Below are 20,331 nucleotides of genomic sequence, written 5' to 3' on the forward strand. Positions count from 1 at the left end.
TTGGAGCGCTATCGCGAGCAGGCTCGCCCCCACATTTGGTTTGAGTGAGCGTCAGCCCAAACAATAAAGTTGTGTTGGCTTCAGGTTCGGTTTTCTGCCAGGCCTGGCTCGCTCATTCAACCCGCCATTTCCAATCGGTTCCGTCCTTCGCGCTTGGCCACATACAACGCGCTGTCGACCCGGCGCAGCAGGCTTTCTATGGACTCACCCGGCAACAGTGTCGCGCAGCCGAGGCTGACCGTCAGCTCGATCCTGACACCGGCAGCGAAATACTCCTGCAATTGGGCTGCATAGCGCAGTCGCTCGCCAATCGTGGCAGCGGCTTCCCGGCTGGTATTGGAAAGCAGGATCAGGAACTCCTCACCACCGAACCTGAACACCATATCCACGTTGCGCAATTGATCCTTGATCGACTCGGCAACGGCCTTGAGCACCTCATCGCCGGCGCCATGGCCGTAGGTATCGTTGATGCGCTTGAAGTGATCGATGTCGAGCATCAGCAACGACAGTGGTTGCATGTGACGCCTGGCCATGTCGATTTCCCGCTCCATGACCTGGTCCATGGCGATGCGGTTGCCGGTCCCGGTCAACGGATCGCGCAGGGCGCTCTGGGTTGCGGCGCGGTAGAGCAGGGCGTTGCGCAGTGGAAACAACAGGGTGGACATCAGTGACTCGAGATCACTCTGCTCCGCATCGCTGAAGCGCTGATTGCGACGGAACACGAGTTCGCCCAGCTGTTCGTCTTCGTGGCTGAGGTTGTAGCTGAGCAGGTGATGCCCACGCTGACCGAACTCCAGCCGCAGGTCGCTGGGCTTGTGTTGATAGGCCAGCGCATCCAGTGGTACCAGTCGTTGAGCTTCACGGAAAAACAGACCCAGAATCCGCTGTGGTTCCAGGCTGGTCTGCAATTGCTGACTCAATTGCTGACGCAGCTGCGAAAGACTGACGGACCGCGCGACGAGCGGTGACGGTTGACCGAGGCCCAGGCGCTGCAGTTTGGCGCTGTCGAAATCAATCGCGTTGGTCTGGATGGGCGTTTTCATTTGGCGTAAGCCCCTAAGCAAAATCTGTCCTGGCAGGCTGAGTGCGGTGGCTTGGGGCTGCGTGTGGTACAGGCCCGTCAGTCCCGTAGGACGCTGATTTGAGTCTAGTCTGCTTTCCTTGGCTGACGCAGGTCTCGTATCAACCTCCGTTACCCGCCAGACATGGCGTGTTTAGCAGGGTTAGAGCGAAAGTCGTGCCAGTCTGTTCACTTCAGAAAAAAGCATTGCAAATCAATGAAGTGAAAAAATCGCGAATATCACCCCGGGATTTGCGCGACAGGGCTTTGGCGGTTCGTCTGGCTGGCTATCGAAGGATTCGAGCGTCGCGACGGTAAACCGCCGCAACGTGGGGGCGAGCGCTTATTGTGCGTTGAAGGCCTGGCCGTTGACGCCTTTGCTGTCCGGCCCCATCAAATACAGGTAGACCGGCATGATCTCTTCTGGCGTTGGATTATTGAGCGGGTTTTCTCCCGGATAGGCCTGGGCGCGCATGCTGGTGCGGGTGGCGCCGGGGTTGATGCTGTTGGCCCGCATCGGCGCGACGGTATCGACTTCGTCGGCCAGGGTCTGCATCAACCCTTCGGTGGCGAACTTGGACACACCATAGGCACCCCAGTACGCCCGGCCCTTGCGGCCAACGCTGCTTGAGGTGAACACCACGGACGCATCCGTGGACAGCTTGAGCAGCGGCAGCAAGGTGCTGGTGAGCATGAACATGGCGTTGACGTTCACCTGCATCACTCGCATGAAATTCTCGCCGGACAGCTGTTCCAGCGGCGTGCGCGGGCCGATGATCGAGGCGTTGTGCAGCAGGCCGTCCAGATGACCGAATTCGGTTTCGATCATGGCCGCCAGTTCGTCGTATTGATGGGGCAGGGCGGTTTCGAGGTTGAAGGGAATCACTGCCGGCTGTGGATGACCGGCCGCTTCGATTTCATCGTAGACCTGGGTCAGGTTGGCTTCGGTCTTGCCCAGCAGCAGCACGGTAGCGCCGTGGGCGGCATAAGCCTTGGCCGCAGCGGCGCCGATGCCACGACCGGCACCGGTTACCAGGATGACCCGGCCATTGAGCAGATCGGGGCGGGCGGAATAATCAAACATAAGAACCTCACGAAACATAACGATGCGTGGTGATGCACGGTGTGGCGACGGGTTGTATTGTGGCGAGGGGATTCATCCCCGCTGGGTCCGAAGCGACCCCTTACGTATTACTTGATACACCGCAGTGATTGACATCTCTTGGAGGCGCTTCGCACCTCGGCGGGGATAAATCCCCTCGCCACAAAAAATCTACTTAGTGTCTTGCCACACGAAGTAGTCAGCTCAGCAACTGCACAACGCGTTATCCAGCACTTCGCGCAACGCCAGCGGGTGATCGATTACCACGTCCGCGCCCCAGTGCTTGGGGTTGTCGTCTGGATGGATGTAGCCGTAGGTCACCGCGCAGGTCTTGGTGCCGGCGCTGCGCCCGGACTCGATGTCCCGCAGGTCGTCGCCCACGAACAGCACGCTGGCCGGGTCCAGGTCGAGCATCTTGCACGCCAGGATCATCGGCTCCGGATCCGGCTTGCTGTTTTTTACATGATCCGGGCAGATCAGCACTTTGGAGCGCTCGGCCAGGCCCAGTTGCTGCATGATGGGCTCGGCGAAGCGCACCGGTTTGTTGGTGACGACGCCCCAGATCAGGTTGGCGGCTTCGATGTCGGCGAGCACCTCGGCCATGCCGTCGAACAGATGGCTGTGGACGGCGCAGCCCTTGAGATAGCGATCGAGGAATTCCTGGCGCAGGTCCTCGAAGCCCGGTGATTCCGGGTCCATGGAAAAGGTCACCGCGACCATCGCACGGGCGCCCCCGGAAATTTCGTCTCGAATGTGCTGCGTGTTCATCGGTGGCAGGCCGCGGTCGGCGCGCATGGCCTGGCAGATGGCGATGAAGTCCGGCGCGGTATCGAGCAGCGTGCCGTCCATGTCGAAGAGAACCGCTTTGAGACGCATCGACTTATTCCTCGCGCAGGGTCTGGATCATATAGTTCACGTCAACGTCAGTGGCCAGCTTGTAGTGCTTGGTCAGCGGGTTGTAGGTCAGGCCGATGATGTCCTTGACGGTCAGCCCGGCCGCACGGCTCCAGGCGCCCAGCTCGGAAGGACGGATGAACTTCTTGAAGTCGTGGGTGCCGCGAGGCAGCAGCTTCATGATGTATTCCGCGCCGATGATGGCGAGCAGGTACGCCTTCGGGTTGCGGTTGATGGTGGAGAAGAACACCTGGCCGCCGGGCTTGACCATGCGGAAGCAAGCGCGGATGACCGAGGACGGATCCGGCACGTGTTCAAGCATTTCCAGGCAGGTGACCACGTCGAACTGAGCGGGCATTTCCTCGGCCAGGGCTTCGGCGGTGATCTGCCGGTATTCCACGCTGACGCCGGACTCCAGTTGATGCAGCTGCGCTACCGCAAGCGGTGCTTCGCCCATGTCGATGCCCATCACCGTTGCGCCGCGCTGGGCCATGGCTTCGCTGAGAATGCCACCGCCGCAGCCGACGTCGAGCACCTTCTTGCCGGCCAGGTTGACCCGTTCGTCGATCCAGTTGACCCGCAGCGGGTTGATATCGTGCAGCGGCTTGAACTCGCTTTCGCGGTCCCACCAGCGGTGAGCCAGGGCTTCGAATTTGGCGATTTCGGCGTGGTCGACGTTGCTCATGTGCAGATCCTCGAAAAACTTGAAAAAATCAGTGGCCCCGAGCCGTGGCTCAAGAGGCGGGGTTATTCGTCGTGACCGCTGATGCGGCGACCCCAGGCCTGGGCCGTGGCGATCAGTTGCGGTTCCTCCAGGCGGGTCAGCTGGCCGTCTTCAAGCAACGGCTTGCCGGCCACCCACAGGTGTTTCACGCAATCGCGGCCGGTGGCGTAGATCAGCTGCGACACCGGATCGTAAATCGGTTGCTGGGCCAATCCCGACAGGTCGAAGGCCACCAGGTCGGCGGCCTTGCCGACTTCCAGGGAGCCGACGGTGGCCTCGATGCCCAGCGTCCGGGCGCCATTGAGCGTGGCCATGCGCAAAGCCCGATGGGCATCCAGGGCCGTGGCCGAGCCGGCGACGGCCTTGGCCAGCAGGGCTGCGGTGCGAGTCTCCCCCAGCAGGTCCAGGTCATTGTTGCTCGCAGCGCCGTCGGTGCCGACCGCCACATTGACCCCGGCCTGCCATAAGCGCTCCACCGGGCAGAAACCACTGGCCAGCTTCAGGTTCGATTCCGGGCAATGGATCACGCTGCAATTGCTTTCTACCAGCAAGGCCAGGTCTTCATCGCTGATCTGAGTCATGTGCACAGCCTGGAAACGCGGCCCCAGCAGGCCCAGTCGTCCGAGGCGAGCCAACGGCCGCTCGGCGGTGTTATCCACCGCCTGCTGCACTTCGAAGGCGGTTTCGTGAACATGCATATGAATGGCTGCGTCCAGCTCTTCGGCAATCACGCGGATTTTCTCCAGGTTCTCATCGCCCACGGTGTAGGGCGCATGCGGGCCGAATGCGACTTTGATCCGCGGATGGTGCTTGAGGTCGCCGAACAATTCGATGCCCTGACGAATGGCATCGTCGGCACTGGCAGCCCCGGGAATCGGGAAATCGAGGATCGGAATGGCGATTTGTGCACGGATGCCGCTGTTATGGACGCGTTCGCTGGCAACCTTGGGATAGAAATACATGTCAGAGAAACAGGTGATGCCACCCTTGATTTGCTCGGCGATTGCCAGGTCGGTGCCGTCGCGCACAAAGTTTTCATCGACCCATTTGCCCTCGGCCGGCCAGACATGTTGTTCAAGCCAGGTCATCAGGGGCAGATCGTCGGCCAGGCCGCGGAACAATGTCATCGCCGCATGGCCGTGGGCGTTGATCAGGCCCGGGCTGAGCAGCATGCCCGGCAGCTCACGGACTTCGGCAGCCTCGCATTTCAGGGCTTCGGCCCGTGGACCGATGAACACGATGCAGCCGTCGCGGACACCCAGGCCATGATCCTTGAGTACCACGCCAGCGGGTTCGACAGGCACCAACCAGGTCGGCAGCAATAGTAAGTCGAGCGCAATGGCAGGCTTGGGCATTGTGGATCGGTTCCATGGGTTATAAAGGATGGCGAAGTATACCCGAGCGTCATCGCGCTGGGATCGCTATAATCGGCGGCTTTGTTCAAGAGTGCGGAGTGTAGGATGCGCGATCAACTGTTGGCTGCGGAGAAGGTGAAGGCCATCGATTGGCGGGATGGCGCCCTGTACCTGCTGGATCAGCGCGTGTTGCCGTTCGAGGAAAACTGGATCGCCTACACCAGTGCGGCCGGGGTGGCCGAGGCCATACGCACGATGGTGGTGCGCGGCGCGCCGGCCATCGGCATCAGTGCGGCTTACGGCGTGGTGCTGGCCGCCCGCGCGAGAGTGGCCGAGGGCGGGGACTGGGGCGCGGCATTGGAGGCTGACTTCACTTTGCTGGCCGAGTCCCGGCCGACGGCGGTGAATCTGTTCTGGGCCCTGGATCGGATGCGTGACCGGCTGGCGCGCTTGAAAGAGCATGCCGAGCCGCTGGCCGCCCTCGAGGCCGAGGCGATCGCCATTCACGAAAGTGACCGTGAAGCCAACCTGACCATGGCCCAGCTCGGCGTCGACCTGATCCGCAAGCACCAGGGCAATGCCCAGGCCATCCTGACCCATTGCAACACCGGTGCCCTGGCCACCGGCGGCTTCGGCACGGCCCTGGGGGTGATTCGCGGTGCATTCATCGAGGGTATGGTCGAGCGGGTCTATGCCGACGAAACCCGTCCATGGCTGCAGGGTTCGCGCCTCACGGCGTGGGAGCTGGCGAACGAGGGTATCCCGGTGACCCTCAACGCCGATTCCTCTGCCGCCCACATCATGAAAACCAAGGGTGTGACCTGGGTAATCGTCGGCGCCGACCGCATCACTGCCAACGGTGATGTGGCGAACAAGATCGGCACCTATCAACTGGCGGTCTGCGCCATGCATCACGGCGTGCGCTTCATGGTGGTGGCGCCCAGTTCGACCATTGATATGAACCTGGCCAGCGGCGAGGACATCCCGATCGAAGAACGCGACGGGCGCGAACTGCTGGAAGTTGGCGGCAAGCGGGTCGGCGCGGAGGTGGAGGCGTTCAACCCGGTGTTCGACGTCACGCCGGCTGACCTGATCGACGCCATCGTCACGGAGAAGGGGATCGTCGAGCGCCCGGACACCGCGAAGATGGCGCAACTGATGTGCCGCAAGCGGCTGCATTGAGACCATTTTGTCAGGTGCATCGCCATCGCGAGCAGGCTCGCTCCCACATGGAATCGGGTCGTGTCCGGAATCCCGGGCATGTAAAGCCTCCCTGTGGGAGCGAGCCTGCTCGCGATGAGGCCCTTGAAACCTCCAGATCTCCTTGCATTTGAGTGCAATTTCTCCAGTCGCAGCGCTTCTAAGCCCCTCTCGTCCCATTCCAGCCTGTCACCGGTCAACTAACTATGCTCCATGCGCATCTGGGGGATAGGTGCGTGGCGGCTCTTGTGATAACATCCGGCAGTTTCCAGGGCCGCTTCACGAAGCGGTCTTCACTGCGCAGATCCATGGCATAACTCGTTGATTTGTCGTAAGTCGCTGCACGGCACTTGTCCTGTAGCGGCGAGCTTCGTTCGTCCCGTCTGGATGTGACGAGGTTTCACCAGAAAAAGGAATCAGGCTTCTCATGGGCGAACTGGCCAAAGAAATCCTCCCGGTCAATATCGAAGACGAGCTGAAACAGTCCTACCTCGACTACGCTATGAGCGTAATCGTCGGGCGGGCGCTGCCGGATGCGCGCGATGGCTTGAAGCCCGTGCACCGGCGCGTGTTGTTCGCGATGAGCGAGCTGGGCAACGACTTCAACAAGCCGTACAAGAAATCCGCCCGTGTCGTCGGTGACGTGATCGGTAAGTATCACCCTCACGGCGACACTGCCGTGTACGACACCATCGTCCGGATGGCGCAGCCATTTTCCCTGCGCTACCTGCTGGTAGACGGTCAGGGCAACTTCGGCTCCGTGGACGGCGACAATGCCGCGGCCATGCGATACACCGAAGTGCGCATGACCAAGCTCGCCCACGAGCTGCTGGCCGACCTGCACAAGGAAACCGTGGACTGGGTGCCGAACTACGACGGCACCGAAATGATCCCGGCGGTCATGCCGACCCGTATCCCGAATCTGTTGGTCAACGGTTCCAGCGGTATCGCCGTGGGCATGGCAACCAACATCCCGCCGCACAACCTCGGTGAAGTCATCGATGGTTGCCTGGCCCTCATCGACAACCCCGAGCTGAGCGTCGATGAGCTGATGCAGTACATCCCCGGCCCGGACTTCCCGACCGCCGCGATCATCAACGGTCGGGCCGGTATCATCGAGGCCTATCGCACCGGTCGCGGCCGCATCTACATGCGCGCCCGCTCGACGGTCGAAGACATCGACAAGGTCGGTGGCCGCCAGCAGATCGTCATCACCGAGCTCCCATACCAGCTGAACAAGGCCCGTCTGATCGAGAAGATCGCCGAGCTGGTCAAGGAGAAGAAACTCGAAGGCATCACCGAACTGCGGGACGAGTCCGACAAGGACGGCATGCGCGTCGTGATCGAGCTGCGCCGTGGCGAAGTGCCTGAGGTGATCCTCAACAACCTCTACGCCCAGACCCAGCTGCAAAGCGTGTTCGGTATCAACATTGTCGCGTTGATCGATGGCCGTCCGCGGATCCTGAACCTCAAGGACCTGCTGGAAGCCTTCGTGCGTCACCGTCGCGAAGTGGTTACCCGCCGCACCGTGTTCGAACTGCGCAAGGCCCGTGAGCGGGGTCACATCCTGGAAGGCCAGGCCGTTGCCCTGTCGAACATCGACCCGGTCATTGCCCTGATCAAGGCCTCGCCGACGCCGTCGGAAGCCAAGGAAGCGCTGGTCAGTACGCCTTGGGAGTCCAGTGCGGTGATGACCATGGTCGAGCGTGCCGGCGCCGATTCCTGCCGTCCGGAGAATCTCGACCCGCAATACGGTCTGCGCGACGGCAAGTACTTCCTGTCCCCGGAACAGGCACAAGCCATTCTGGAACTGCGCCTGCACCGCCTGACCGGCCTGGAGCACGAGAAGCTGCTGGCCGAGTACCAGGAAATCCTCAACCAGATCGGCGAGCTGATCCGCATCCTCAACAGCGCCACGCGCCTGATGGAAGTGATCCGCGAAGAACTGGAAGTGATCCGCGCCGAATACGGCGACGTGCGCCGCACCGAGATCCTCGATGCGCGCCTGGACCTGACTCTGGGTGACATGATCCCGGAAGAAGACCGCGTGGTGACCATTTCCCACGGTGGCTACGCCAAGACCCAGCCGCTGGCCGCCTACCAGGCTCAGCGTCGCGGTGGCAAAGGTAAATCGGCTACCGGCGTCAAGGACGAGGACTACATCGCCCACCTGCTGGTTGCCAACAGCCACACGACGCTGCTGCTGTTCTCCAGCAAGGGCAAGGTCTACTGGCTCAAGACCTACGAGATTCCCGAAGCGTCCCGCGCTGCCCGTGGTCGTCCGCTGGTCAACCTGCTGCCGCTGGACGATGGTGAGTACATCACCACGATGTTGCCGGTCGAGGAATACACCGAAGGCCACTACATCTTCATGGCGACCGCCAACGGCACTGTCAAGAAAACCCCGCTGGAATCCTTCAGTCGCCAGCGCAGCGTTGGGCTGATCGCCCTGGAACTGGACGAGGGCGACGTGTTGATTTCCGCCGCCATTACCGATGGCGAGCGTGAGGTCATGCTGTTCTCCGACGGTGGCAAGGTGACTCGCTTCAAGGAGTCCGATGTTCGTGCCATGGGCCGTACTGCCCGCGGTGTGCGCGGCATGCGCCTGCCGGAAGGCCAGAAGCTGATTTCCATGCTGATCCCTGAAGAAGGCAGCCAGATCCTGACCGCTTCCGAGCGCGGTTACGGCAAACGTACCGCCATCAGCGAGTTCCCGGAGTACAAGCGTGGCGGCCAGGGCGTGATCGCCATGGTCAGCAACGAGCGTAACGGCCGTCTGGTTGGTGCGGTCCAGGTGCTCGATGGCGAAGAAATCATGCTGATCTCCGATCAGGGTACCCTGGTGCGTACGCGGGTCGACGAGGTGTCGAGCCTGGGCCGTAATACTCAGGGCGTAACGCTGATCAAGCTGGCCAGCGATGAAACGCTGGTGGGCCTTGAGCGGGTGCAGGAACCATCGGAAGTCGAAGGCGAGGAGCTGGAAGGCGAGGACGACGTGGCGTTCGACGGTACCCTGGGTGCCGATGTCGGCGACATGACCGGCGACGATCAATCGCTCGATGCTGCCGCAGACGAAGAAGAACCGCAGGAGTAAGCGGACACGTAGGGGGCGGATGAAGATTCGCCCCCTTGTTGTTTGTCCCTTTTGAAAATTTGCGACACTGCGCATTCCTCTTGTAGGAGCGGGCTTGCTCGCGAATGCGGTGTATCAGCCATTCAGATGTCGACTGACACACCGCATTCGCGAGCAAGCCCGCTCCCACAGGGATTGTGTGCAGAACACAAGATTTATGTGACCACCAGATCAGAGCGAGATTGGATGTGAGCAAGAGAGCCTATAACTTCTGTGCCGGCCCGGCGGCGCTTCCTGAAGCGGTCCTGAAGCGTGCCCAGGGTGAACTTCTCAACTGGCATGGCAAGGGCCTGTCCGTCATGGAAATGAGCCATCGCAGCGATGAGTTCGTGTCCATTGCCACCAAGGCCGAGCAGGACCTGCGTGATCTGCTGAACATCCCGTCCAACTACAAAGTGTTGTTCTTGCAGGGTGGCGCCAGCCAGCAATTTGCCCAGATCCCGTTGAACCTGCTGCCCGAAAACGGCCAGGCCGACTACATCGACACCGGGATCTGGTCGCAGAAAGCCATTGAAGAAGCCTCGCGTTACGGCCATGTCAACGTTGCCGCCACCGCCAAGCCCTACGACTATTTCGCCATTCCCGGTCAGAACGAGTGGAACCTGTCCAAGGACGCGGCCTACGTTCATTACGCGCCGAACGAAACCATCGGCGGCCTGGAATTCAACTGGATACCGGAAACCGGTGATGTGCCATTGGTGGCCGACATGTCTTCGGACATCCTTTCGCGCCCTGTGGATGTCTCCCGTTTTGGCATGATCTACGCCGGCGCCCAGAAGAATATCGGCCCGAGCGGCATTCTGGTCAGCATCATTCGCGAGGACCTGTTGGGTCGTGCCCGTTCCCTGTGCCCGACCATGCTCAACTACAAGGTCGCGGCCGACAACGGCTCGATGTACAACACGCCGCCGACCCTGGCCTGGTACTTGTCGGGCCTGGTGTTCGAGTGGTTGAAAGAGCAGGGCGGTGTCGAAGCCATCGGCAAACTCAATGAAGTGAAGCAGCGCACACTCTACGACTTCATCGATGCCAGCGACCTCTACAGCAACCCTATCAACAAGACCGACCGCTCCTGGATGAACGTACCGTTCCGCCTGGCCGACGACCGTCTCGACAAACCGTTCCTGGCGGGTGCCGACGAGCGCGGGTTGCTGAACCTCAAGGGCCATCGCTCTGTCGGTGGCATGCGCGCTTCCATCTACAACGCCGTGGACATCAATGCGGTCAACGCATTGGTTGCCTACATGGCAGAGTTCGAGAAGGAACACGGCTGATGTCAGAGCAAGAACTCAAGGCGCTGCGCCTGCGCATCGATGCCCTGGACGAAAAAGTCCTGGAGCTGATCAGCGAGCGCGCACGCTGCGCCCAGGAAGTCGCCCGGGTGAAAATGGCCTCCCTGGCCGAGGGTGAAGTGCCGGTGTTCTATCGTCCCGAACGTGAGGCCCAGGTGCTCAAGCGGGTCATGGAACGCAACAAGGGCCCGCTGAGCAACGAAGAAATGGCGCGGCTGTTCCGCGAAGTCATGTCGTCGTGCCTGGCGCTGGAGCAACCGCTGAAAGTCGCCTACCTGGGGCCTGAAGGTACCTTCACCCAGGCCGCGGCCATGAAGCACTTCGGGCACGCTGTGATCAGCAAGCCGATGGCCGCCATTGACGAAGTCTTCCGCGAAGTCGCGGCCGGCGCGGTGAATTTTGGCGTGGTGCCGGTGGAGAACTCTACCGAAGGTGCGGTCAACCACACGCTGGACAGCTTCCTCGAGCATGACATGGTGATCTGCGGCGAAGTCGAGCTGCGCATCCACCATCACCTGCTGGTGGGCGAGAACACCAAGACCGACAGCATCAGCCGGATCTATTCCCACGCCCAGTCCCTGGCCCAGTGCCGCAAGTGGCTGGACGCCCATTACCCGAACGTCGAGCGCGTGGCGGTATCGAGCAACGCCGAGGCGGCCAAGCGGGTCAAGGGCGAGTGGAACTCGGCGGCAATTGCAGGGGACATGGCGGCCGGTCTCTATGGATTGACCCGCCTGGCTGAGAAAATCGAGGACCGTCCGGACAACTCCACGCGATTCCTGATGATCGGCAACCAGGAAGTGCCACCGACCGGCGACGACAAGACTTCGATCATCGTTTCCATGAGCAATAAGCCCGGCGCGCTCCATGAACTGTTGGTGCCGTTCCACGACAACGGTATCGACCTGACCCGGATCGAGACGCGTCCGTCGCGCAGCGGTAAATGGACCTACGTGTTCTTCATCGACTTCGTCGGCCACCACCGCGACCCGCTGGTAAAAGGTGTGCTGGAGAAAATCAGTCAGGAAGCAGTGGCACTCAAGGTGCTGGGTTCCTACCCCAAGGCAGTTCTATAAGGGCGGATAGCAAATGAGTGGCAACTTCCTCGCCCTGGCACAGCCAGGCGTGCAACAACTTTCGCCTTACGTTCCGGGCAAGCCCGTGGACGAACTGGCTCGCGAGCTGGACCTGGATCCGGCCAGCATCGTCAAGCTGGCGAGCAACGAGAACCCGCTGGGTGCCGGGCCCAAGGCGCTGGCGGCGATCCGTGACGAGCTGGCCGAGCTGACCCGCTACCCCGATGGCAATGGGTTTGCCTTGAAAAGCCTGCTGGCCGAGCGTTGTGGTGTCGAGCTGAACCAGGTGACGCTGGGCAACGGTTCCAATGACATCCTTGAGCTGGTGGCGCGTGCCTACCTGGCGCCGGGCCTCAACGCGGTATTCAGTGAGCATGCGTTCGCGGTCTACCCGATCGCTACCCAGGCGGTCGGTGCCGACGCCCATGTTGTTCCGGCCAAGGAGTGGGGACACGATCTGCCGGCCATGCTGGCGGCCATCGACGCCAATACCCGGGTGGTATTCATCGCCAACCCGAACAACCCGACGGGCACCTGGTTCGACGCCCAGGCCCTGGACGACTTCCTGCAGGACGTCCCTGGGCACGTGCTGGTGGTGCTGGACGAGGCCTACATCGAATACGCCGAAGGCAGCGACCTGCCCGATGGCCTGGACTTCCTCGCGGCGTACCCGAACCTGCTGGTTTCGCGCACCTTCTCCAAGGCCTACGGCCTGGCATCGCTGCGGGTCGGCTACGGCCTGTCCACTGCCGTGGTGGCCGATGTGCTGAACCGTGTACGCCAGCCGTTCAACGTCAACAGCTTTGCTCTGGCCGCCGCCTGCGCTGCACTCCAGGATGAGGAGTACCTGGCGCAGAGCCGTCGCCTGAACGAGGCCGGCATGCTGCAACTGGAGGCTGGCTTCCGTGAGCTGGGCCTGGGCTGGATTCCGTCGAAAGGCAACTTCATCTGCGTCGACCTGGGTCGTGTCGCGGCACCGGTGTTCCAGGGCCTGTTGCGTGAAGGCGTGATCGTGCGTCCGGTGGCCAATTACGGCATGCCGAACCACCTGCGCGTCACCGTTGGCCTGCAAGCGGAAAACAGCCGGTTCCTCGAGGCATTGAGCAAGGTTCTGGCTCGTGGTTGATGTCACTTCGCTGCAACCTGCTGCACCTATGATCGGTCGCCTGGTGGTGGTCGGTCTGGGACTGATCGGTGGTTCGTTCGCCAAGGGCTTGCGAGAAGGAGGTCTGTGCCGCGAGGTGGTTGGCGTCGACCTGGATCCGCAGTCGCGCAAGCTGGCGGTGGAGCTGGGCGTGGTGGACCGCTGCGAAGACGACCTGGCGGCTGCGTGCCAGGGGGCTGACGTGATTCAGCTGGCGGTGCCGATTCTGGCCATGGAAAAACTCCTGGCACGCTTGGCGACCATGGACCTGGGCCGGGCGATCCTGACCGATGTCGGCAGTGCCAAGGGTAACGTCGTGCGTGCGGCTACCGAAGCCTTTGGCGGGATGCCGGTGCGCTTCGTGCCGGGGCATCCGATCGCTGGTTCCGAGCAGAGCGGCGTGGAAGCTTCCAATGCCGAGCTGTTTCGCCGCCACAAGGTCATCTTGACGCCGCTGGACCAGACCGATCCGGCTGCGCTGGCTGTGGTGGACCGTTTGTGGCGCGAGTTGGGCGCCGATGTGGAGCACATGCAGGTCGGGCGCCACGACGAGGTCCTGGCCGCCACCAGTCATTTGCCGCACCTGTTGGCGTTCGGTCTGGTGGATTCATTGGCCAAACGCAATGAAAATCTTGAGATCTTCCGTTACGCTGCCGGCGGTTTCCGCGATTTCACGAGAATCGCCGGTAGCGACCCGGTCATGTGGCACGACATCTTCCTCGCCAATCGCGAAGCTGTCCTGCGCACACTCGATACATTTCGCAGCGACCTCGACGCCTTGCGCGACGCGGTCGATGCAGGGGACGGGCACCAGTTGCTGGGCGTTTTCACACGTGCCAGGGTGGCCCGCGAGCATTTCAGTAAAATCCTGGCCCGTCGGGCCTATGTGGACGCTATGAATTCCAACGATCTGATTTTCCTGGCACAACCTGGTGGCTCCCTGAGCGGGCGTATTCGTGTACCGGGCGATAAATCGATTTCCCACCGCTCGATCATGCTCGGTTCCCTGGCCGAAGGCGTGACCGAGGTGGAAGGCTTCCTCGAGGGCGAAGATGCCCTGGCGACGCTGCAAGCGTTTCGCGACATGGGGGTGGTCATCGAAGGGCCGCACCATGGTCGCGTGACGATCCATGGTGTCGGCCTGCATGGCCTCAAGCCTGCGCCAGGTCCGATCTACCTGGGTAACTCCGGTACTTCGATGCGCCTGTTGTCCGGCCTGCTGGCCGCGCAGGACTTCGATAGCACCCTGACCGGCGACGCGTCGCTGTCCAAGCGGCCGATGAACCGCGTGGCCAACCCGCTGCGGGAAATGGGCGCGGTCATCGAGACGGCTGCCGAAGGTCGTCCGCCGATGGTCATCCGTGGCGGCAACAAGCTCAAGGGCCTGACCTACACCATGCCGATGGCCAGCGCCCAGGTGAAATCCTGCCTGCTGCTGGCTGGTCTCTATGCCGAAGGCAAGACCACCGTCACCGAGCCGGCGCCGACCCGTGACCACACCGAGCGCATGCTCCGTGGCTTCGGTTATCCGGTTACGGTCAACGGGGCTACGGCTTCCGTTGAGTCGGGTAGCAAGTTGACCGCGACCCACATCGAAGTGCCGGGCGATATTTCGTCGTCGGCGTTCTTCCTGGTGGCCGCGTCCATTGCCGAAGGCTCTGAGTTGGTGCTCGAGCACGTCGGCATCAATCCGACCCGCACGGGCGTGATCGATATCCTGCGCCTGATGGGCGCCGACATCACCCTGGAGAACCCGCGTGAAGTCGGCGGCGAGCCGGTGGCGGACCTTCGCGTCAGAGCGGCTAAACTCAAGGGTATCGAGATTCCCGAGGCGCTGGTTCCGCTGGCGATCGATGAGTTTCCGGTACTGTTCGTGGCTGCCGCCTGTGCGGAAGGACGGACGGTACTGACCGGCGCCGAAGAGCTGCGGGTCAAGGAGTCGGACCGTATCCAGGTGATGGCGGATGGCTTGCTGGCGCTGGGCGTAAAATGCGAGCCGACGCCGGACGGTATCATCATCGACGGCGGCCAGATCGGCGGCGGCGAAGTCCATGGTCACGGTGACCATCGCATCGCCATGGCCTTCAGTGTTGCGTCCCTGCGGGCAAGCGCCCCGATTCGCATCCATGACTGCGCCAACGTTGCGACATCGTTCCCGAACTTCCTGGCACTGTGCGAGCAGGTCGGCATTCGGGTGGCAAAAGAGGCACAGTCGTGAACATCAAGACACCGGTCATCACCATCGATGGCCCGAGCGGCTCGGGCAAGGGCACCGTCGCCGGGATCCTCGCCAGGCAACTGGGCTGGAACCTGCTCGATTCGGGGGCCCTGTATCGCTTGCTCGCATTCGCGGCCAGCAACCATGGCGTCGACCTGACCAACGAGGAGTTGCTCAAGGCCCTGGCGGCGCACCTGGATGTGCAATTCATTGCAGCGACCGATGGTCAACTGCAGCGCATCATCCTGGAAGGCGATGAGGTCAGTGATGTCATTCGCACTGAAACCGTTGGCGCCGGGGCCTCCCAGGTCGCCGCGCTGCCGGCGGTGCGCGAAGCGTTGCTGCAGCGTCAGCGCGCATTCCTGGAGCAGCCGGGGCTGGTGGCCGACGGTCGCGACATGGGGACGGTGGTCTTTCCGGACGCACCGTTGAAGATTTTCCTGACCGCCAGCGCGGAGGAGCGGGCTCGTCGCCGATATTTGCAGTTGAAGGGCAAAGGCGAGGATGTTAGTCTGTCGAGTCTGCTAGATGAGATCCGTGCACGTGACGAACGTGACACCCAGCGTGCAGTTGCCCCGCTCAAGCCGGCGGCTGATGCAATACAGCTGGACTCCACGGAGTTGTCCATCGATCAGGTGTTGCAACGCATCATGAGCGAGATCGCCATTCGCGATATCGCCGGGTGACCAGGAAGCTCCGCAGGGGACCAGTCATAGTCCTGCGGTGCTTCTTCTATATGAAACTAACCCACACCGTCTGGGGTGTGGAGCCGGGCGTATTCTTCGCCCTAATCAACAGGAATTAAAATGAGCGAAAGCTTTGCGGAACTCTTTGAAGAAAGCCTGAAAACCCTGAACCTTCAGGCAGGCTCCATCATCACCGGTGTTATCGTTGATATCGATTACCAAGCTCGCTGGGTAACCGTTCACGCTGGTCTGAAGTCTGAAGCACTCATCCCGCTTGAGCAGTTCTACAACGATGCTGGCGAGCTGAACATCAACGTCGGTGACGAAGTTCACGTTGCTCTGGACTCGGTTGAAGATGGCTTTGGTGAAACCAAGCTGTCCCGTGAAAAAGCCAAGCGCGCTGAATGCTGGATCGTTCTGGAAGCGGCTTTCGCAGCTGAGGAAGTGGTCAAGGGCGTTATCAACGGTAAGGTTAAAGGCGGCTTCACTGTCGACGTTAACGGCATCCGTGCGTTCCTGCCAGGTTCCCTGGTTGACGTCCGTCCAGTGCGCGACACCACGCACCTGGAAGGCAAAGAGCTGGAATTCAAGGTCATCAAGCTGGACCAGAAGCGCAACAACGTTGTCGTTTCCCGTCGCAGTGTCCTGGAAGCCGAAAACTCCGCCGAGCGCGAAGCTCTGCTGGAATCGCTGCAGGAAGGCCAACAGGTCAAGGGTATCGTCAAGAACCTCACCGATTACGGCGCATTCGTCGATCTGGGTGGCGTCGATGGCCTGCTGCACATCACCGACATGGCCTGGAAGCGTATCAAGCATCCTTCGGAAATCGTCAACGTTGGCGACGAGATCGATGTCAAGGTTCTGAAGTACGATCGCGAGCGCAATCGTGTTTCCCTGGGCCTCAAGCAACTGGGTGAAGATCCATGGGTCGCTATCAAAGCCCGTTACCCAGAAGGCACCCGCGTCACTGCCCGTGTTACCAACCTCACTGACTACGGCTGCTTCGCTGAGCTGGAAGAAGGCGTTGAAGGTCTGGTGCACGTTTCCGAAATGGACTGGACCAACAAGAACATCCATCCTTCGAAAGTCGTACAAGTCGGCGACGAAGTGGAGGTCATGGTTCTGGACATCGACGAAGAGCGTCGTCGCATCTCCCTGGGCATCAAGCAGTGCAAGTCCAACCCATGGGAAGACTTCTCTGGCCAGTTCAACAAGGGCGACAAGATCTCCGGCACCATCAAGTCGATCACCGATTTCGGTATCTTCATTGGTCTGGACGGCGGCATCGACGGTCTGGTTCACCTGTCCGACATCTCCTGGAACGAAGTGGGCGAAGAAGCCGTTCGCCGCTTCAAGAAGGGCGACGAACTGGACACCGTTATCCTGTCGGTTGACCCAGAGCGCGAGCGCATCTCCCTGGGTATCAAGCAACTGGAAAGCGATCCGTTCTCCGAGTACGTTCAAGAGAACGACAAAGGCGCAATCGTTAAGGGTATCGTGAAAGAAGTTGACGCCAAAGGCGCCATCATCACCCTGGCCGACGATATCGAAGCGACTCTGAAAGCCTCCGAAATCAGCCGTGACCGCGTTGAAGACGCACGTAACGTTCTGAAAGAAGGCGAAGAAGTAGAAGCCAAGATCATCAGCGTTGATCGCAAGAGCCGCGTAATCCAGCTCTCGATCAAGTCGAAAGACGTTGAAGACGAGAAAGAAGCTATCCAGAGCCTGCGCGACAAGCCAGTTGCTTCGGATGCTCCAGTAGCCACCACTCTGGGTGACCTGCTGCGTGCTGCACAAGCGGAAAAGCAGAACTGAGTTCTGACTTTCTGTAAAAAAGGGCGACTTCGGTCGCCCTTTTTTGTGCCCGCGATTCCGTTCATTTCCACGTTCCGCCTGGGCATGCATCGTCAGGGGGGGAAACCAATTCTTTGATAGAGTGGTCTGTTTTGTTAAGCGGATCAATTATCTATATAGCGACCAAGGGTTGCTTTGAATGGATGGCCTCCTGCCGATAGGTCTTGAATGAACAGACTCTTTCTTGTGTTGTTGGTAGTCATGCTGGCTGGGTGCTCCACAAGCGCGAAAACCCACGCAGTGCGCGGTGTCAGCGGAATCGAGATCGATTGCTCGGGGTTGGGGTCCAGCTGGGAGAAGTGCCATAAGCGGGCTGCCAGGGAGTGCAAGGGGGCGGGTTATAAAGTGATTACCCGATCCGACGATGCGAAGGATGAAGATTCGTATCCCTTCGGTTTCAATCCGGCGGGTTATCTGACGCGGACAATGTTGGTCATGTGTCGATAACCCGAGTAAGGTCCCGCCATCTGTGCGGAAGACCAACAGGGGAATGAGGAAGAATGTCAATACTTGGGCTGTTCAAATCCCTTCGACCATGCTAAAACCTTTTTAAGCGATTTTCCTAGCTGCTTGAAAAAGAAGGGAAAAATATGACGAAGTCGGAGTTGATCGAACGTATTGTCACCCATCAAGGGCTACTCTCATCCAAGGATGTGGAACTGGCTATCAAGACCATGCTTGAGCAAATGTCCCAATGCCTGGCTACGGGAGATCGTATCGAGATCCGTGGCTTCGGCAGCTTCTCCCTGCATTACCGCGCTCCGCGGGTAGGGCGTAACCCTAAAACCGGGCAATCCGTGAGTCTTGATGGCAAATTCGTGCCTCATTTCAAGCCGGGCAAAGAACTCAGGGATCGGGTGAATGAGGAGGAGGGGGACGAGTTTTAACAGCGCATCAAAAATAAAGAGGTGTTCATGGGGAACTTTAAGCGTCTGGCGGTTGTCGTATTAGCGCTGCTCGTGGCTGTAGCCATCGTCCTGTTCGTGCTCGAAAACAATCAGCCTGTTGCCCTGCTGTTCCTCGGCTGGTCGGCTCCGCAGCTTCCGGTTTCGGTTTTCGTGCTGTTGGCGCTACTGCTGGGTATGGTATTCGGTCCCTTGCTGACGTGGTTCGTTGGGGGGCGGCGACGGCTGAAATGATGGAGTGTGGGAGCCTGGTAGTCTTGGAGTAGGGATCGCTGCCAATAATTTTTATGACTACGGGTTTTTTTATTTGTGCTTAACTTAATCCAGTTTGTTTCGGTTTTTATCGGGGCTTTGCCTGTTGTCCTGCCTCTTCATGCGTTGAGTTTTGCAAGCGTGATTTCAGACAATGAAGGCGAGGTCCTACATGCAAAATGACCGTGTTGAAGTGCGTGGCTCTGATGAGATTGATCTGATAGAGCTCGTGCGTGGGCTTTGGGCTCAGAAGTGGTTGATCATAGGTGTGACGCTGTTGGTCACTATTGGTGCGGCCGCCTACGCATTTCTTAGTAAGCCAGTTTACGAAGCCAAGCTTTTCATCATGCCGCCTACTCAGAATGGGATTGCTGAGTTGAATTATGGGCGGGGGAAGAGTACTGAGCTGGACACTTATTCCATCAATCATGTCTATGATGTGTTTGCCCGGAATCTTCAGGCGGAGTCTACTCGCCAAAAATTCTTCAATGAAATCTATCTTCCTTCGCTTGATGAATCCCAGCGAAAAGGAGCGCTTGATCGTGTATATGAGCGTTTCTCTCGAGAACTGGTCGTCAAGGGGCCAGGTAAGGACACTCCTGATCGATTCTCGGTAACTGTTCAAGGTGGCAACCCTGTCCGGGCGACCGAGTGGGCCAAGGCCTATGTGGAACGTGCCAGCGAGGCCGCCGAGTCGGAGCTTATCAAGAACGTTACGACCGAGGCTTCGGTAAGGGCGCGCAATATCGAGCAGCGGATCGTTAGCTTGCGTGAAACCGCGCAGCGGCTACGCGAGGATCGAATTCAGCAACTGCGTGAGGCACTGAAGATTGCCGAAGCTATTGGTTTGACAACTCCGACCATAAACTCCTCTGCTGCAGTTGATATCACCGTAGATACAGGTAGCAAGATGGATTATCAGCGAGGCAGCAAGGCACTGGCGGCGGAAGTCAATGCGCTTGAGTCGAGGACTTCTGATGATGCATTTATATCGGACCTTCGAATGTTGCAGATGCGCTACAATTTTTATCGAAAGTTGAATATTGATCCTGAGCGTATTTCGGTTTATCGGCAGGATGGTGTTGTTGAGGTGCCGGAGAGTCCGATTAAGCCAAGAAAAAGCTTGATTTTGTTGCTGGGTATCATTGTGGGTGGCCTGTTGGGCGGTTTCGTAGCCTTGATCCGAATTGTTGTTATTCGAAATGAGCAGCAACAGCAAACCGTTAGGCCGGGATGATGAGTAGCGATTAGGTATATCCTTAACGACAGTTCATCGTTGAATATAAGTTCTTGAGCCCGTCTTTATAAAGGTGTCTTTGTAAGGGTGGGCTTTTTGTTGATAGGAAAATAAACCTATCGATAAAGGATGGTTGGTATTCCAAGTAGATTTCTGGGCTGTCAGTAAGATTGGTGGAGATATTTATTTAAGTATCAAG

General features: G+C 59.7%; 17 protein-coding genes. 12 read left to right on the forward strand and 5 right to left on the reverse strand.

Going from position 1 to position 20,331, the window contains the following annotated elements; genetic code table 11:
- Window positions 1–116: 116 nt before the first annotated feature.
- The 5 genes from FBY02_RS10670 to FBY02_RS10690 form a co-directional block, all read right to left on the reverse strand.
- Window positions 117–1,043 (reverse strand): GGDEF domain-containing protein, encoded by a 927-nt coding sequence (locus FBY02_RS10670; protein WP_144927068.1) that lies wholly within the window; start codon window positions 1,041–1,043, stop codon window positions 117–119.
- Between the two features lie 360 nt (window positions 1,044–1,403).
- Entirely contained in the window at window positions 1,404–2,144 is a 741-nt protein-coding gene (locus FBY02_RS10675) for a YciK family oxidoreductase (protein WP_055127310.1), read from the reverse strand.
- Between the two features lie 222 nt (window positions 2,145–2,366).
- A complete protein-coding gene (mupP, locus tag FBY02_RS10680) occupies window positions 2,367–3,038 on the reverse strand; it encodes an N-acetylmuramic acid 6-phosphate phosphatase MupP (protein ID WP_144927071.1) in 672 nt (223 codons plus the stop codon).
- 4 nt (window positions 3,039–3,042) lie between these two features.
- Window positions 3,043–3,741 carry a bifunctional 2-polyprenyl-6-hydroxyphenol methylase/3-demethylubiquinol 3-O-methyltransferase UbiG gene (ubiG, locus tag FBY02_RS10685; RefSeq protein ID WP_144927073.1) on the reverse strand — a complete coding sequence of 233 codons (699 nt, stop codon included), beginning with the start codon at window positions 3,739–3,741 and terminating at the stop codon, window positions 3,043–3,045.
- 62 nt (window positions 3,742–3,803) lie between these two features.
- Window positions 3,804–5,135 (reverse strand): TRZ/ATZ family hydrolase, encoded by a 1,332-nt coding sequence (locus tag FBY02_RS10690; protein WP_144927076.1) that lies wholly within the window; start codon window positions 5,133–5,135, stop codon window positions 3,804–3,806.
- 105 nt (window positions 5,136–5,240) lie between these two features.
- Between FBY02_RS10690 and mtnA the strand changes: the two genes are divergently transcribed.
- From mtnA to FBY02_RS10755, 12 genes are all read left to right on the forward strand, one after another.
- Entirely contained in the window at window positions 5,241–6,317 is a 1,077-nt protein-coding gene (mtnA, locus tag FBY02_RS10695) for an S-methyl-5-thioribose-1-phosphate isomerase (RefSeq protein ID WP_144927079.1), read from the forward strand.
- Window positions 6,318–6,762: 445 nt separating this feature from the next.
- Window positions 6,763–9,429, forward strand: coding sequence for a DNA gyrase subunit A (gyrA, locus tag FBY02_RS10700; RefSeq protein WP_144927082.1), 2,667 nt, complete (start codon window positions 6,763–6,765; stop codon window positions 9,427–9,429).
- Window positions 9,430–9,656: 227 nt separating this feature from the next.
- Window positions 9,657–10,742 carry a 3-phosphoserine/phosphohydroxythreonine transaminase gene (gene serC / locus FBY02_RS10710; protein ID WP_144927085.1) on the forward strand — a complete coding sequence of 362 codons (1,086 nt, stop codon included), beginning with the start codon at window positions 9,657–9,659 and terminating at the stop codon, window positions 10,740–10,742.
- Window positions 10,742–11,836 (forward strand): prephenate dehydratase, encoded by a 1,095-nt coding sequence (gene pheA / locus FBY02_RS10715; protein ID WP_024778725.1) that lies wholly within the window; start codon window positions 10,742–10,744, stop codon window positions 11,834–11,836. Before serC ends, pheA begins: the two co-directional genes overlap by 1 nt.
- Before the next feature lie 13 nt (window positions 11,837–11,849).
- Window positions 11,850–12,962, forward strand: a complete 1,113-nt coding sequence (hisC, locus tag FBY02_RS10720; RefSeq protein WP_144927088.1) for a histidinol-phosphate transaminase — start codon at window positions 11,850–11,852, stop codon at window positions 12,960–12,962.
- Window positions 12,963–12,990: 28 nt separating this feature from the next.
- Window positions 12,991–15,198 (forward strand): bifunctional prephenate dehydrogenase/3-phosphoshikimate 1-carboxyvinyltransferase, encoded by a 2,208-nt coding sequence (locus FBY02_RS10725; protein ID WP_256662487.1) that lies wholly within the window; start codon window positions 12,991–12,993, stop codon window positions 15,196–15,198.
- Complete coding sequence (gene cmk, locus FBY02_RS10730; protein ID WP_144927093.1) at window positions 15,195–15,884, forward strand: (d)CMP kinase; 690 nt, start codon at window positions 15,195–15,197, stop codon at window positions 15,882–15,884. Before FBY02_RS10725 ends, cmk begins: the two co-directional genes overlap by 4 nt.
- Before the next feature lie 120 nt (window positions 15,885–16,004).
- Window positions 16,005–17,699 (forward strand): 30S ribosomal protein S1, encoded by a 1,695-nt coding sequence (rpsA, locus tag FBY02_RS10735; RefSeq protein ID WP_041024567.1) that lies wholly within the window; start codon window positions 16,005–16,007, stop codon window positions 17,697–17,699.
- A 207-nt stretch (window positions 17,700–17,906) separates the two neighbouring features.
- Window positions 17,907–18,185: a hypothetical protein gene (locus FBY02_RS10740; RefSeq protein ID WP_144927096.1), complete on the forward strand. Its 279-nt coding sequence runs from the start codon at window positions 17,907–17,909 to the stop codon at window positions 18,183–18,185.
- 143 nt (window positions 18,186–18,328) lie between these two features.
- Window positions 18,329–18,625 (forward strand): integration host factor subunit beta, encoded by a 297-nt coding sequence (gene ihfB / locus FBY02_RS10745; RefSeq protein ID WP_003183877.1) that lies wholly within the window; start codon window positions 18,329–18,331, stop codon window positions 18,623–18,625.
- Window positions 18,626–18,652: 27 nt separating this feature from the next.
- Window positions 18,653–18,877, forward strand: coding sequence for a LapA family protein (locus FBY02_RS10750; protein ID WP_144927099.1), 225 nt, complete (start codon window positions 18,653–18,655; stop codon window positions 18,875–18,877).
- A 190-nt stretch (window positions 18,878–19,067) separates the two neighbouring features.
- Window positions 19,068–20,132, forward strand: coding sequence for an LPS O-antigen chain length determinant protein WzzB (locus FBY02_RS10755; protein WP_144927102.1), 1,065 nt, complete (start codon window positions 19,068–19,070; stop codon window positions 20,130–20,132).
- Window positions 20,133–20,331 lie beyond the last annotated feature (199 nt).

Source organism: Pseudomonas sp. SJZ078, from assembly GCF_007828255.1.
Classification (GTDB): domain Bacteria; phylum Pseudomonadota; class Gammaproteobacteria; order Pseudomonadales; family Pseudomonadaceae; genus Aquipseudomonas.

Coding starts and splice junctions, on each gene's coding strand:
- FBY02_RS10670 (WP_144927068.1), bottom strand. CDS start 1,043: ATGAAAACGCCCATCCAGACCAACGCGATTGATTTCGACAGCGCCAAA.
- FBY02_RS10675 (WP_055127310.1), bottom strand. CDS start 2,144: ATGTTTGATTATTCCGCCCGCCCCGATCTGCTCAATGGCCGGGTCATC.
- mupP (WP_144927071.1), bottom strand. CDS start 3,038: ATGCGTCTCAAAGCGGTTCTCTTCGACATGGACGGCACGCTGCTCGAT.
- ubiG (WP_144927073.1), bottom strand. CDS start 3,741: ATGAGCAACGTCGACCACGCCGAAATCGCCAAATTCGAAGCCCTGGCT.
- FBY02_RS10690 (WP_144927076.1), bottom strand. CDS start 5,135: ATGCCCAAGCCTGCCATTGCGCTCGACTTACTATTGCTGCCGACCTGG.
- mtnA (WP_144927079.1), top strand. CDS start 5,241: ATGCGCGATCAACTGTTGGCTGCGGAGAAGGTGAAGGCCATCGATTGG.
- gyrA (WP_144927082.1), top strand. CDS start 6,763: ATGGGCGAACTGGCCAAAGAAATCCTCCCGGTCAATATCGAAGACGAG.
- pheA (WP_024778725.1), top strand. CDS start 10,742: ATGTCAGAGCAAGAACTCAAGGCGCTGCGCCTGCGCATCGATGCCCTG.
- hisC (WP_144927088.1), top strand. CDS start 11,850: ATGAGTGGCAACTTCCTCGCCCTGGCACAGCCAGGCGTGCAACAACTT.
- FBY02_RS10725 (WP_256662487.1), top strand. CDS start 12,991: ATGATCGGTCGCCTGGTGGTGGTCGGTCTGGGACTGATCGGTGGTTCG.
- rpsA (WP_041024567.1), top strand. CDS start 16,005: ATGAGCGAAAGCTTTGCGGAACTCTTTGAAGAAAGCCTGAAAACCCTG.
- FBY02_RS10740 (WP_144927096.1), top strand. CDS start 17,907: ATGAACAGACTCTTTCTTGTGTTGTTGGTAGTCATGCTGGCTGGGTGC.
- ihfB (WP_003183877.1), top strand. CDS start 18,329: ATGACGAAGTCGGAGTTGATCGAACGTATTGTCACCCATCAAGGGCTA.
- FBY02_RS10750 (WP_144927099.1), top strand. CDS start 18,653: ATGGGGAACTTTAAGCGTCTGGCGGTTGTCGTATTAGCGCTGCTCGTG.
- FBY02_RS10755 (WP_144927102.1), top strand. CDS start 19,068: ATGCAAAATGACCGTGTTGAAGTGCGTGGCTCTGATGAGATTGATCTG.